The organism is Streptomyces sp. DSM 40750, assembly GCF_024612035.1.
GTDB lineage: Bacteria > Actinomycetota > Actinomycetes > Streptomycetales > Streptomycetaceae > Streptomyces.
On the sequence record NZ_CP102513.1, the window covers coordinates 5,672,473 to 5,686,202 of the forward strand.

General features: G+C 71.8%; 12 protein-coding genes and 1 pseudogene. 9 read left to right on the plus strand and 4 right to left on the minus strand.

What is annotated here, in order from left to right; translation table 11 throughout:
- Positions 1–28 precede the first annotated feature (28 nt).
- From JIX55_RS25365 to JIX55_RS25375, 3 genes and pseudogenes are all read left to right on the plus strand, one after another.
- Positions 29–888, plus strand: a pseudogene (locus JIX55_RS25365) (LysR family transcriptional regulator).
- Positions 889–1,112: 224 nt separating this feature from the next.
- Positions 1,113–2,102, plus strand: coding sequence for a TauD/TfdA dioxygenase family protein (locus JIX55_RS25370; RefSeq protein WP_257565584.1), 990 nt, complete (start codon positions 1,113–1,115; stop codon positions 2,100–2,102).
- A gap of 31 nt (positions 2,103–2,133) precedes the next feature.
- Positions 2,134–3,009 carry a DUF72 domain-containing protein gene (locus JIX55_RS25375; protein WP_257565585.1) on the plus strand — a complete coding sequence of 292 codons (876 nt, stop codon included), beginning with the start codon at positions 2,134–2,136 and terminating at the stop codon, positions 3,007–3,009.
- Positions 3,010–3,071: 62 nt separating this feature from the next.
- On the opposite strand, the gene JIX55_RS25380 is transcribed toward JIX55_RS25375, so the two are convergent.
- The 4 genes from JIX55_RS25380 to JIX55_RS25395 form a co-directional block, all read right to left on the minus strand.
- Positions 3,072–5,210, minus strand: a complete 2,139-nt coding sequence (locus tag JIX55_RS25380; RefSeq protein ID WP_257565586.1) for a copper resistance CopC/CopD family protein — start codon at positions 5,208–5,210, stop codon at positions 3,072–3,074.
- 336 nt (positions 5,211–5,546) lie between these two features.
- The gene (locus JIX55_RS25385) at positions 5,547–6,032 is read right to left on the minus strand and encodes a cupin domain-containing protein (RefSeq protein ID WP_257565587.1); all 486 of its coding nucleotides are present in this window, start codon (positions 6,030–6,032) and stop codon (positions 5,547–5,549) included.
- A gap of 28 nt (positions 6,033–6,060) precedes the next feature.
- Positions 6,061–6,696, minus strand: coding sequence for a GNAT family N-acetyltransferase (locus JIX55_RS25390; protein WP_257565588.1), 636 nt, complete (start codon positions 6,694–6,696; stop codon positions 6,061–6,063).
- Positions 6,686–9,115: a penicillin acylase family protein gene (locus JIX55_RS25395; protein WP_443046517.1), complete on the minus strand. Its 2,430-nt coding sequence runs from the start codon at positions 9,113–9,115 to the stop codon at positions 6,686–6,688. The genes JIX55_RS25390 and JIX55_RS25395 overlap by 11 nt, the downstream gene beginning before the upstream one ends.
- 79 nt (positions 9,116–9,194) lie before the next feature.
- On the opposite strand from JIX55_RS25395, the gene JIX55_RS25400 reads away from it, so the two are divergent.
- From JIX55_RS25400 to JIX55_RS25430, 6 genes are all read left to right on the plus strand, one after another.
- A complete protein-coding gene (locus JIX55_RS25400; protein ID WP_257569478.1) occupies positions 9,195–10,112 on the plus strand; it encodes a siderophore-interacting protein in 918 nt (305 codons plus the stop codon).
- A 344-nt stretch (positions 10,113–10,456) separates the two neighbouring features.
- A complete protein-coding gene (locus JIX55_RS25410) occupies positions 10,457–11,059 on the plus strand; it encodes an HhH-GPD-type base excision DNA repair protein (protein ID WP_257565590.1) in 603 nt (200 codons plus the stop codon).
- A 453-nt stretch (positions 11,060–11,512) separates the two neighbouring features.
- The gene (locus JIX55_RS25415) at positions 11,513–11,815 is read left to right on the plus strand and encodes a hypothetical protein (RefSeq protein ID WP_257565591.1); all 303 of its coding nucleotides are present in this window, start codon (positions 11,513–11,515) and stop codon (positions 11,813–11,815) included.
- A gap of 73 nt (positions 11,816–11,888) precedes the next feature.
- A complete protein-coding gene (locus tag JIX55_RS25420) occupies positions 11,889–12,038 on the plus strand; it encodes a hypothetical protein (RefSeq protein WP_257565592.1) in 150 nt (49 codons plus the stop codon).
- 414 nt (positions 12,039–12,452) lie between these two features.
- Positions 12,453–12,749 carry a type II toxin-antitoxin system VapB family antitoxin gene (locus tag JIX55_RS25425; RefSeq protein ID WP_003999914.1) on the plus strand — a complete coding sequence of 99 codons (297 nt, stop codon included), beginning with the start codon at positions 12,453–12,455 and terminating at the stop codon, positions 12,747–12,749.
- A 244-nt stretch (positions 12,750–12,993) separates the two neighbouring features.
- Complete coding sequence (locus tag JIX55_RS25430) at positions 12,994–13,683, plus strand: LytR C-terminal domain-containing protein (RefSeq protein ID WP_257569479.1); 690 nt, start codon at positions 12,994–12,996, stop codon at positions 13,681–13,683.
- Positions 13,684–13,730 lie beyond the last annotated feature (47 nt).

The window sequence follows — 13,730 nt, forward strand, 5'->3', positions numbered from 1 at the left end:
CAGGGCGACGGCGGGGGCGCCGATCTGGTTGCGCTCCGGCTCGCTGACCGCCGCGGCACCACTGTTGGGGCTCTCCCAGCCGACGGTGACCGCGCAGATCCGTGCGTTGGAGCAGCAGTCCGGGCGCGAGCTGTTCACCCGGGCTCCCGCGCGGCATGGAACCCACCACCCTCGCGCACGAACTGGCCCGCCAGGTCTCCGCTCCGCTCGACGCGCTGGCCACGCTCGACGGCGGCCCCGGGACACCCGTCGGCCGGACGGCACCGGTGCATCTCGCCGGGCCCTCGGAGCTGCTGTGCGCCCGGGTCCTGCCGGCGCTCGCCGGGCTCGTCGCCGAGGGCCTACGCCTACGGGTGGCGCAGGGTCTGACCGAGCCGCTGCTGGAGGAGCTGCGGGCCGGCCGCCACGACCTGGTGATCACCACGCGGCGGCCACGCGGCCGGGCGTTGCCCTCGGCGCCCCTCACGGACGAGGAGTACGTGCTGGTCGCGGGCCGGAAGTGGGGCGAACGGGTCGGGCAGCACCTGGCGGCGGACGACCTGTGCGTGGCCCTGCGTGACGTCCCGCTCGTGACCTACGCGGAGGACCTCCCCATCGCCCGCCGCTACTGGCGAACCGTCTTCGGCAAGCCCCTCACCGCCCGGGCCGCCCTCACCGTCCCCAACCTGCACGCCGTCGTCGCCGCCCTCACCGCGGGCTCCGGCTACAGCGTCCTCCCCCGTTCCCTCTGCGAGGACCACCTCACCACCGGCACCCTCACCCTCCTCCACGACCCCGAAGAACCCCCGCTCAACACCCTGTTCCTCGTACAACGCCCGGGCGCGGACACCAACCCGGACGTGACGAGGGTGGGGGATGTGCTGCGGGGGGGCGGCGCGGGGTTGGTAGGGGGTTCGGCGTCCGACGAGGGCGTCCGGCGAGGGCTTCTGACGAGGGCTCTCATGAATCTGCGGAGGGCCAGGGGGCGCAGCCCCCGGTGAGGGGAATGTTGATGGAATGGACATGAGCGGTGGGGGTGCCGGGAGCCGTGGCGGGAGCGGAACAACCGATGCGACCTATGCGACACGTATGACGCACATGACACGTGCGACCGACACGGCAAAGGGTGAGCGATGACGACCATCGACACGGCGGGACCCCTCGACGGCCTCGACGTACGCCCGGCCTCCGGGTACATCGGCGCCGACATCCACGGCGTCGACCTCGTCGGCCCCCTCGACGACGCGACCATCGCCGGCATCCGCGCGGCCCTGCTCCGCTGGAAGGTCGTGTTCTTCCGGGAGCAGAAGCTGGACCACGCCGGACAGATCGCGTTCGCGCGCCGCTTCGGCGAGCCGATCCGGCCGCGTTCGAGGGGCTCGGTCTCACCCGCCGAGTACCCGGAGATCGAGACGACGGCCGACCGTCAGGAGCTGGGCCGCAAGCACGGCATGGACCAGGCCGAATGGCTGGAACGCCGCCGCCACTCCACGCTCCGCGGCTGGCACGCCGACCACACCGCGCGCATCGACCCGCCCGCCCTGACCCTGCTCCGCGCCGAACGCGTGCCGCCGTACGGCGGCGACACCACCTGGGCCAACCTCGCCACCGCCTACGCGGGCCTGTCCGAGCCGGTACGCCGGTTCGCCGACGGGCTGCGCGCCGAGCACCGCCTCGGTGTCGGCTATCTCGCCCGCTCAGGTCCCGACCCGTACCTCCACCACCTCCAGGACCACCAGGTCGCGTCCGTCCACCCGGTCGTCCGCATCCACCCCGAGACCGGCGAACGGATCCTGTACGTCAACCCGTACTACGTCGAGAACATCGTCGACGTGACCCGGGCCGAGAGCCGGCTGCTCCTTGAGATGTTCGTCGAGCAGATCACGCGCCCCGAGTACACGGTCCGCTTCCGCTGGGAGCCGGGTTCGGTGGCGCTCTGGGACAACCGCGCCACCGTCCACCTCGCCCCCAACGACACCGCCCACCTGGACTTCCCGCGCATCATGCACCGCGTCATGGTCGCCGGGGCCCCACCCGTCGGCGTGGACGGCACCCCGTCGAAGTCGCTCTGCGGCGCGCCGCTGCACGACCCGAGCGAGCAGCGGCCGGTGGGGGGCGAGTAACCAGGCCCCGGATTCCGGGTAACCGGCCCCCATGGGTGACGTACTCGTCGGAACCTGCTCGTGGACGGACCGCGCGCTGCTGGCCAACGGCTGGTACCCGCGCGGCTGTCGCGACGCCGAACCCCGGCTCCGTTACTACGCCGAGCACTTCCCGGTCGTCGAGGTGGACTCCAGCTACTACGCCCTGCCCAGCCGCCGCAACAGCCTCCTCTGGGCCGAGCGGACACCCCCCGGATTCCGCTTCGACGTCAAGGCGTTCTCCCTGCTCACCGGCCACCCGACCCGCCCGACGGCCCTGCCCGAGGACCTGCGGGAGGGGCTACGGGAGAACCGGCGCGACAAGAACCCCGAGTTACCGGACCGGGTGTGGGAACGGTTCGCCCACGCCGTCGAGCCCTTGCGGACGGCCGGCCGACTGGGCGCGGTCCTCTTCCAGTTCCCGCCGTGGTTCGCGCCGGGACAGCCGGGACAGCAGGCGGAGCGGACACTGGAGGAGTGCGCGGAGCGTACGGCCGGCTGGCCCGTCTCGGTCGAGTTCCGGCACCCCGGGTGGTGGCGGGGCGAACAGGCCGACCGGACGACGGCGTTGCTGGCCCGGCTCGGTCTGATCGCCGTAGGTGTCGACATGGCGCGGGACCTGGACTCCTCCCTGCCTCCCCTGGCCCCGGTCACCTCCCCCGAGCTGGCCGTCGTACGGTTCCACGGGCGCAGCCCCGCCTGGGGCACCGGCAGCAAGGAGGACCGATTCCGGTACGCCTACTCCGAGCCCGAACTCGCCGAGTGGGCACCCCGATTGAGGGCGGCCGCCGAACAGGTCGACGAACTGCACGTCCTCTTCAACAACTGCTGCGCCGACGCGGCCGTACGAGCGGCGGAGACGATGCGCCGGGTGCTCGACGCGACGTGAGCACCCGGGCCCCGGGCCCCGGCACCCGGCACCCGGCTGAAAGGCTTCCGCAGCCCGCCGGGCTAGCTCACCCGCACCGACTTCTCGACCGTGACCTGGTCGATCTCCGTCGTCCGGACCGTGAGCTTCATCGTCCACTTGCCGGGCAGGGGGAGCTGGAGGGTGTCGGTGGCCCAGTAGCCGCCGCGGTTGGTGAGCTTCGCGTCGATCGGGCCGATCTTCTGGGCCCGCAGGGTGAAGGTGAGACGCAGTTCGGGGACGGTCGCGATGCCGTCGTCGGGGCCGAAGACCACGGCCTGCACGGAGTTCTTGCCGACGCGTCCCGGACCGAGGTCGATCTGGACCTTGCCGTGACCGTTCGGGGTGCCGACGTCGAAGGGGACCGTCATCGAGGAGGACGTGACCGCACCGGCCGCCGCCCCGCTCGCACTCTCCTTCGCGATCTCCGCCGCCGCCCGGCCGGGCAGGGTCCCCGTCAGCACGGTGGTGATCACCAGCACCACGACCGCGACGGTGAACTCCGCGAGCACGGAACGCCGCAGCCCCTGACGCCGCAGATCGGCCGGCGAATCCTCGCCCTCGCCGCCCTGGTGACCAGGGTGTACGTCGTCGGGTCCCCCGGAGGGCACATCGGCGGCGTCATCCGAAGCGTCGGCGTCATCCGCGGCACCGGCCGGTACGTCCGCCCCGGCCTCCTCCGCGCCCCTCTCGTCCCTGTCGCCCTCCGCGCCCCTCTCGTCCCCGTCGCCCTCCGCGCCCCTCTCGTCCCCGTCGTCCTCCGCGTCGGCGACCCGCGTCACGGCCCCGACCCGCTCGGGCACCCGCGCCGCCACGACCACGGCGACGGCCACGGCCGACCGCTCGGTGACCTCGGCCTGCTCGACGGCCTTCGCCGACTCAGCGGCCTCTGTCGACTCAGCGGCCTCTGTCGGCTCAGCGGCCTTCGTCTGCTCAGCAGCCTTCGTCGACACGGCGGCCTCGGCCTGCTCGGCGGGCTTCGCCTGCTCGGCGGGCTCCCCCGAAACCGCCCCCAACCGCCCGGTCCACCGCCGCGAGACCCCCGCCGCCACCAGCAGAAGCAGCACCGCGCCCAGCTTGGCGACGAGGACCTCCCCGTATGCCGTGGAGGTGAAGGCGGACCAGGAGCCGAGGCCGCGCCAGGACTGGTAGACGCCGGTGACGGCGAGGACGATCACCGAGGCGAAGGCGAGGCGGGAGAAACGGTTGACCACGGCGGTCGACAGGGACCTCGGCGCCCGGTACAGCACGGTGAGCAGGGCGGTCAGTCCACCCAGCCAGACGGCCATGGCGAGCAGGTGCAGCACCGAGGAGGTCATCGCGACCGGCACCTGGATACCGGCGGAGGCGTGCTCGGCGGCCGCCCAGGTACCGGCGAGGCCGACGGAGAGCAGGGCCCCGCAGACGAGCGAGCCCCTCTCCCATGTCGCCTGCTTCTCCCGCTCCTGCCGCCGACGTACTCGTACGAGGAGGAACGCGGCCGCCGTGAGCAGCGCCAGCCGGGCCAGCAGCGCGAGTCCCGGCCGGCTCGCCATCGTCTCGCGCAGGACGGACAGGTCGAGGGCGGCCCCGATGCCGCTGCCCCGCTCGTACGGTCCACGGAGCAGCAGCAGAACCGCCGAGGCGAGCAGCAGCGCCAGCCAGCCCGCCAGGAGCAGCTTGCTCAGCACCTCGCTCGGGCCGCCGAGCACGACCGCCAGGAAGAAGGTCACGCCGATGAGGAGGGCGAGGGCGCCGTACGCGAAGTAGCGGGTGATGTCGTAGAGGGAGGCGGTGAGGGGGTCCTCGGTGAGGTCGGCGGGGAGAACCGCGGAGGTCGCGGAGGGTTCACCGATCGAGAAGATCAGGGCACCCGAGATCGGGTGGCTGTCGGCGGAGACCACCCGCCAGGCGATCGTGTAGGTGCCGTCGTCGAGGCCGGTGGGGAGGGTGACACGTGCCGTGTCGGAACGGCCGCCCGCGCGCCCCGGCTTGCCGGTGTCGACCGCCCGGTTCTCCGGGTCGACGACGCGGATGGAGTCCTCCAGGAGGCTTACCGACTCGGTGAAGCGGAGGGTGACGTCCCGGGGAGCGGAGTCGAGGACGCTTCCGTCGGCGGGGTCACTCCCTTTGAGAGCGGCGTGCGCGGACGCCGTCCCCGCCCCGCCGAGGAGGAACAGGACCAGCACGGTGCCCAGCAGCACCAGGCGCTGAACCCCTCGGCCCCGGCCGCCGGTTCGGCGTCCGTACCCGCCGGTGGCCCCGCCGGTTCCGCCATGTCGCCTCGTGCCTCTGTCCTTGTCGCGAGCGCTGCCGCGGTTGCTGTCGCGGTTGCTGCCACGAGTGCTGTCGCGATTGCTGTCGCTGTTCCCGTCCGTGTCCGTGTCCGTGTCCCTGGCCCTGTTCTCGACCAGGTTCCTGTCCCTGCCTTGCCCCACGTCTTGCTCCGGATCCACTGTCGCCGGCTCTCGGACTCCTCGGATACGTACGCACACCGCGAACACCGCGTTCAACGCGACCGGCGGCGGCCCGAACCGGGCCTATGCCCGCCCCAGCTCCCCTATCAGGGCGGCCCGGTCCGGGTACAGCCGCGCCAACTCGACGGCGTCCCCGTGCTCGTACCCCTCGAAGGTGAACCCCGGCGCCATCGTGCACCCGAACAACGTCCAGCCCACGCCACCACCACCCGGCACCCACGCGCCCATCCAGGTCCCGGCGGGCACGACGTACTGCACGTACTGCCCGTCGAGCACATCCGGTCCGAGGACGATGACGCGCGAGGACCCGTCCGGGGCGAGGAGCAGCATCCGGAGCGGGTCGCCGAGGTAGAAGTGCCAGATCTCGTCGCCGGGCAGCCGGTGCAGCGCGGAGCAGTCGCCCGGCTCGGTGGTGAGCAGGGCCACGATCGCGGTCCCCTCCGGCCGCCCGTCACCCCGCCCGGGCCCCGCCCACGTCTGGCGGAAACGCCCGCCCTCGCGCGGAATGGGCTCCAACTCGTAGTGCGCTATGAGGTCTTCAGGAGTCACCCGCCCGAGGCTACGCCCAGCGTCCGAACTACCGACCGATCACCGTCTCTCTCCTCAGGAACGCCAACCGCGCCCGCTTCTCCGGCAGATACACATCCGGCAGATCGATCTCCGGCAGCACGACGACCGGCCCGCACTCGAACCCCTGCCGCGCGAACCGCGCGATCGCCTTCTCGTTCCGCTCGTCCGGATCGACGACGACCCGCCGCCGGTCCAGCCCGACCAGGACGTACGACGTGAAGGCCGCGAACACCGACGACGACCACCCCGGTCGCGCCCCGCCCTCCCCGGCGGGGGCCAGCAGCACATGGACGCCGATGTCCCCGGGCTCGACCTCGTAGCACTCGCTGACCCGGTCGGCCTCCGGCTCGTACGTCTGCAGCAGCCCGACCGGCTCGCCGTCGCGCACCGCGAGGTAGGCGTGGTGGGTGTCGAGGGTGTCCAGGTGCTCGTAGATCTCCCGCACCTGCTCCTTCGTGAGCCCGTTCATGCCCCAGAACCCGGCCCGCGCCTCACTCACCCACCCATGGACCACCTCGGCATCGGCCTTCGCGTCCAACGGCAGGATCCGCACGGTCCCGAACCCGTCGACGACCTGCTCATGGACGGCCACACGGCCGCCGTACGACTCATACGACTCGTACTCATACGACTCAACGGTCATGGCGCTTCTCCTCGCTGTTCTGGCTGTCGTTGCCGTGGTCGTTGCCGTGGTTGCTGTCGTCGTCCTTGGTGAGCCGGTCCCAGTCGGTGACGACCGGTACGAGGTCTCCCCTGAACCACAGGGGGAGTTGGTCGCGGTGGTGGGCCGACCCGCCGACGCCGGACGCCCCGAACGGCACCACCCAGAGGCTGTCCTCGCGCCGGGCCAGGTCCCAGACGTACCGGGCGGCGGGCCCGCGAGCGCTGAGGTCGGTGATACCGGGGACGGCGGAGGTGCAGAGCACACAGTCGTGGTCACCGGCCAGCCCCGGCTCGTCGCTGGAGGCGCTGGAGGTGCTGGAGGCGTTCGGGTCGTCGTCGTCCGGGAGAGCACGCCACGGCGCGAGCCGATGGCTGTCGCCCCAGCGCCCGGCCTCACCACCGGCGACCTCCTCCAGCGCCTCCCGCACGAGCGCGGCCCGGTCGATCCCGTACAACTCCTCGGCCCTGAGCAGGTGTTCGAGCGCGAACCCGATCCGAACGGTGAGCGAGAGCCACGGCCGGAAAACCTCGGGATACGTCGGCGGCACGGCCAGCGCCGCGAAGGCGGGCTGCGCCGCGAGCCGCCGTACGACCGCCCCACGCAGCGCCGCGTACACCGCCGCGTCGACACTGTCGGCGTCCATACGCCGGTTCCAGCGCAGCAGCCGCTCGCGCAGCCCGGCCGCGGCCTCGGTGAGGGGCGCCGGTCGGTCGGGGCCGGCCTCGGGGATGCGAGGGGCGTCGGAGGCGTCGGCGAGGGCGGTGCCGTCGGTGAGGGCAGTGAGCGTGGTGCCGTCGGCGGCGTCGGTGAGGGCGGCCAAGTGATCCAACAGGGGCCCGGCGGAGGCCAGATGGGTGTCCATGTGGATGGTGGGCATGTCCGCGGCGGACCACACCTGCTTCTCGTCCAGCATCGCCCGGATACGTCCGGCCCGGTGCGGCGGGGCGAACTCCACGCCCAGCGGGGTCGCCGGACCACGCTGGTTGGCCATCACTGCGACGCCGCCCTCGAACGTGCCGTACGGCGTCTCGTGCCACCCCTCCCACTCGTGCCCCGGCTCCCAGGCCGCCACGATCCGCGTCCGGTTGTCCCGGCTCCGCACGGGCACCCGCCCCGCCACCCGGTGCAGCACCCCGCCCCGCGTGTCCGCGGCCTGCACGACGTTCACAGGCTCGGCCCAACGATCGAACGCGCGGTCCACATCGGCGACTTCACGGGCCCGGAGAAGGGGGAGGAGCGCACTGAGCCCGAGGTCCTCGGTGACGCGGGGCGGGTAGCGGAGGCTGATGGGGCCGACAGGCTCGGAGTCGAAGGAGAAGTCGGAATCGGAGTCGAAGTCGGAATCGGAGCTGGGGCCGGCGCCGGTGCGGCCGTCGGAGTGGAGGTCGGCGTCGGGATCCGAGCCCCCGATGACGACCGGACCGCGCGCGGTCTCGATCACCTCCACCTCGACGGGCTCCCCGCCCGCGACGTCGATGACCTCCACGTGCCGATGCACGGCCCGCCACACCCCGTCAGGATCGAGCGCCTCGACCACGCCCGAGCCCCGGCTTCCTTCCCCACCGGCCCGGCGGAATCGCAGTCGCTCCCGGTACAGGTCCTGGTAGTCGGCCATGGCGTTGGTGATGGCCCAGGCCACGTCGCCCGTGTGACCGAAGTGCGCGATGCCGGGCATGCCCGGGACGGCGAGGCCGACGACGTCGAACTCGGGGCAGGAGAGGTGGATCTGCTGATAGACGCCGGGCTCCTCGATGAACCGGTGCGGGTCGCCGGCGATGACGGCCTGCCCGGTCGTCGTACGAGAGCCGTCGACGAGCCACCCGTTGCTGCCGGAGGTGGCGGGCCCGTCGGTGGCGAAGAGCCCGACCGCGTCGGCGCCGAGATGCCGTACGGCCTCCTCGCGCCAGAGCTTGGCGGGGAACCCGGCGAACAGGATGTGCGTGGCGAGCCAGACACCGAGCGGATGCCAGGCTTCCCAACGCCCGGGGACGAGCCCGACCCGCTCGAACTCGGGCGCGCGCCGCCCGCCTTCGACAAGCCCTTCGTTCACGCCGTCCGCATACGCCTGGACCCAGTCGGCGGTCTCCGGGTCCGTTCTCTCCAGCCGGGCGAAGCATCTTCGGGCGGTGTCGGCGAGGCGGGCCCGTCTCGCGAACCGGTCCCAGCCGAGGGCGTCGGCGCCGAGGAAGGCAGCCGAGGTGCCCTGGACGCGATGGCGTTCGACCTCCAACTGCCAGGCACGGTCGAGGGCGGTGACGCGGCCCTGTGCGCGGGCGAGTTCACGGGCGTCGGCGGCGCGGAGGTGAGGAATACCCCAGGCGTCGCGATATGTCCCGCATGCCTCGTGGCTCAAACCGCTCGCTTGGGCGTGCCCCTGTGTACCGCCGATTTTCCGCATCCCTGTATCCCACCTGTGTATTAGGTTAGCCTCACCTAAGCAGTCTGTGATCAAAGCGTACGTGAAGGGTGCAGAAGCCATGGGGCAGGGGCACGGCTGGGAGGGAGCGGTCCTCAAACTGCTCCGCGCGAAGGACTTCGTCTTCACGGTGACGGGTGCTGAACAAGTCACCGAGCACTACCGCCGGCTCCACCTCACCGACGGCGGCATGCTCGCGGTGACAGGGTTCCACCCGACGATGTGGGTACGCCTCTGGTTCGAGGCGGCAGGCAAGCCGCACCAGCGCGCATACACCCTGGTCGACCCCGACCCGACCGCCGGCACCTTCAGCCTGGAGTTCGCCCTCCACGACGGCCACGCCAGCGACTGGGCCCGCGCCGCGAAGCCCGGCGACACGATCGAGGCCACGGTCCACGGCACCGCCTTCACCGCCCCCGACCCGACCCCGACCCACATCCTCGCCATCGGCGACCCGGCCTCCCTCCCCGCCATCAACTCCCTCCTGAACGCGCACCCATCGGCTCCGGCGACGATCTGGTTCGAGACGCCGGAGGAGAGGGGAACGGCGGGAACGGAAACGGAAACGGAAACGGGCGCAGGGACAGAGGCAGAGGTAAAGGCAAAGACAGAGGGGGAAGCGGAGGCCGAGGCGGCCGTGGAGCCGTCGGCGGAAGCCGAGCCCAAGGCCCAGGCTCCCTCCCAAGCCCAGCCCCATACGCTGGACCAGGCGCTGGACCAGGCCGCCGGGACGGACGGTCTCCCCCTCCACCTCGACCCCACCCGCCACGACTTCCGGCCGGTCCCCCGCCAGGACGCCGGCGCCCGCCTCCTCACCCAGGTGAAGACCGACGCCCCCGCCCTCCTGAAAGACACCCCCAACCCCTACGTCTGGATCGCCTGCGACACCGCGACGACACGATCCCTGTCGGCGTACTTCCGCAAGGACCTCGCCCTGCCGAAGCAGCGAATGCACGCGCTGGGCTATTGGCGGCCGTAGGACGAAGGAGGGGAGCCGAGGGACCACTGGGCCCCGACGGGCCGAGGGCGGAACCGGAGCCGGGCTACGACGCACCGCCGTGCGCCGAAGTCGGACCAGACCAGACCAGACCAGACCAACCGAGCGCCACCCTGACCGGGACCATGACCGGAGCCAGAAGGCGGCGCACGCCCCGGCATCCGGCATCCGGCATCCGGCCCCCAGCCCCCAGCCCCCAGCCCCCAGCCCCCAGCCCCCAGCCCCCAGCCCCCAGCCCCCAGCCAGGATGATGACGCGGCCCGGCCCCGCGACATCGACCGGAGGCCGGGGCTGCGGTGAATCGCTCGGCGCGCGATCATCGGGGCATGGACGTCACCCTTCACCTCGCCCAGGATCCCGAGGCGGACGAGCTTCTCGGGCGCAGTCCGCTCTCCGCGCTGGTCGGCATGCTGCTGGACCAGCAAGTGCCGATGGAGTGGGCGTTCAAGGGCCCCTGGACCATCGCCCAACGGCTTGGCGCGGACGACCTGGACGCCCACGAGATCGCGGCGATGGACCCGGAGTCCTTCGCCGCACTGCTGTCCACCAAACCGGCGGTACACCGTTACCCCGGCTCCATGGCCAAGCGGATCCAGCAGCTGTGCCAGTACCTCGTCGACCACTACGACGGCGACGCGAGCGCGGTCTGGCAGGGCGCGACGACCGGCCAGGAACTCCTCTCCCGCCTCGAATCCCTCCCCGGCTTCGGGCACCAGAAGGCCCAGATCTTCCTGGCCCTCCTCGGCAAACAACTCGGCGTCCACCCCACCGGCTGGCGCGAAGCCGCCGGTTCCTACGGCGACCCCGACTCCTTCCGCTCCGTCGCCGACATCAAGGGCCCCGACTCCCTCGCCAAGGTCCGCGCCCACAAACAGGAGATGAAGGCGGCCGCCAAGGCCGAGAAGGCCGCGAAGACCTCCGGCAAGTAACCCACCAGGCCCAGAAGGGTCTCAGCCCGTCAGAACACGGGGCACTGCAGCCCGGCCCCGAAGGGGCGCGGGGAACTGCGCGACAAGCCCCGACGGACCCGCACCCACCCACGCACCCCAGACCCCCTTCACCTCCTCCCCACCCACCCGCAAACACCCCGTCCCGCTCAGCGGAGGCCTGTGGGCCGCAGCCCCCGGATCGCAGTCCGGAGACGAATGGGCAGCGCCCCTGGGGAGGGGATGGGTAGCGGCAGCCGGGGCGAGACAAAACAAACACCCCCTACGCCGAGCGAGCGGATCTCCCACCCCACACGAGGCCCCGACCCACCCGCCGGGAAAACATCCCTCGTGAGCACTGCCCGCACCACCCGACGCACCCCCCACCCCGCCCCCAGGGGAACCCGCCCCCGAGCGGGGCACATACCCGGGGGCGGGGGCAGATCCTGGCTCAGAGTGCTCGCACTGACCCTCGCCCTCCTCGTCCCCATCACCCACGGCACAACCCACGCCACCCTCCCGCCCACCCTGTCGAGCGAGGCGCCCACAGCCGAGTACGACCTGATCGAGAACACCTCTCGCCCCCCGACCCGCCACACCCCCCGCCCGGCCACCGCCACCCGCCCGTCCCCGGTCGCATCCCGCCGCCACCCACCCGCGACCCACCACGGACGCGCCTTCCCCGCCCCACCCCGCCTGCAGCGCCCGTACGCCCCGTACGCCCTGCACGCCCTGCGCTCCGTGGTCCTGCGCTGCTGAGAGAGCCCAAAGCTCACTCACCCCACCGACACAGCACCGCAAGACCACCCACAGCACAGGACAGGACACCCCCATGCCCGCCGACCACTACACGGTCCTCCACGCCCTCCTACGCGCAGAGGCCCTACGCGACACCCCCAAGCCAACCCCCGAACAGGCCCCCGACCACCCCAGCGACCCGAGCACGGACGAGCACCCGCCGAAGAACCGGGACCACAACTGACCCCCTCCACAACCCGACAAAGAACGCCCTGGAGCACCCAGCTCCAGGGCTTCGCCGCCCTATGCCCCGCCGTATGCCCCTGCCTACGCACTGGGCGAGCGGCAGGCCCCACAGGAACAGCCGCCTCCCCAGGAGAACCCCAGGCAACCCGCCGAAGACCACCGCCGACATCGCGGCGCCCCTCCGGAAAAGCCCCGGAGAATCCCTGGAGAAGCCCCGGCAAGGCCCCAGCGAGGCCGCGCAGGGAACACGTAAAGGACGCACAGACAACCCGCGAGTGCCCCACCAAGCACCCAGGACCAGCACCGAACCCCCACAGAATTACCGTTTCGCACCGCTATGTTGCGTGTTTTCCGGGGTCGCACTCCGCCGCCATGGCTGCGCCCGGAACGTCTCGACCGGTAGGCTTTCCGTGTGATCTTCAAGCGCATCGGAAACGGCCGGCCGTACCCCGACCACGGCCGGGAAAGCACCCGGCAGTGGGCGGACGTCGCGCCGCGCCCGGTCCGCCTCGATCAGCTCGTGACGACCAAGGGGCAGCTGGACCTGGAGACCCTCCTCGCCGAGGACTCCACCTTCTACGGCGACCTCTTCGCGCACGTGGTGAAGTGGCAGGGCGATCTGTACCTGGAGGACGGCCTCCACCGCGCGGTCCGCGCGGCCCTTCAGCAACGCCAGGTGCTCCACGCCCGCGTCCTCGAATTGGACTAGCCCACGCGGACAGCTGTCACAAGCAGCTGTCACAAGCAGTTGCCACAAGCAGCCCTCATAAGCCCCCCCGGGCAGCCGTCCCAAGCAGCCCCTGCTGACAGCCGCACGGGCAGCGCCGCGACGACCCGGACGGTCCACGGTTGACCCTTTCGGGTTGGACTGCAGTGCGGTCAATGATCATCTAGTAGGCATCACCGTCCAACGGCACTACGCTGCGCCCATGAGCATGCTGACTCCTCCCGGCATGGGTGGCCAGTACCGGATCACGGGGGACAAGTACCCGCGGCTGCGGCGACCCAGGAGGCGCCGCAGGCTCGTGCTCGCGGTCGTCGCGTCCGCGACCGCGCTGGGCCTCATCGGCTGGGGAACCCTGCAGCTCATCGACGTCTTCACCGGCGACAACGACCAGGCGGCCGCGGCCGGCCCGAAGGCGGACTGCGCGTCCCGGGTGAGCCCCTCCCCGACGGCGGGCGGACCGGCCGAGAAGTCCGGGGCCTCCGGGAAGTCCGGGGCGTCTAAGGCATCCGGGTCGTCCGGCACGTCCGGGAAGGACTTCCCCGCGCCCGGCAAGATCACCGTCAACGTCCTCAACGCCACACCACGCGCCGGCCTCGCCAAGGAGACCGCGGACGAGCTGAAGAAGCGCGGCTTCCGCATCGGGAACGTGGGCAACGCGACCGAGGAGTACGACAAGAAGGTCAAGGGCACCGCGCTACTGCTCGGCGCGAAGGCCGCCGAGGACGCGGCGCTGCCCGTCCTCAACACCCAGCTCACCGGCGCCCGGATGAAGACCGACGGCCGCGCGAAGGCCACCGAGGTCGACCTGATCATCGGCACCGGCTTCAAGTCCCTCAGCAAGCAGAAGGACGCCGACAGGGCCCTGGCCACCCTGGCCAGGCCCGTGCCGACGCCCACCGCCACGAAGACCTGCTGAACCGAACCCCGTGAAGGGCCCCCGTGAAGGGCCCCTCGTACGGGACG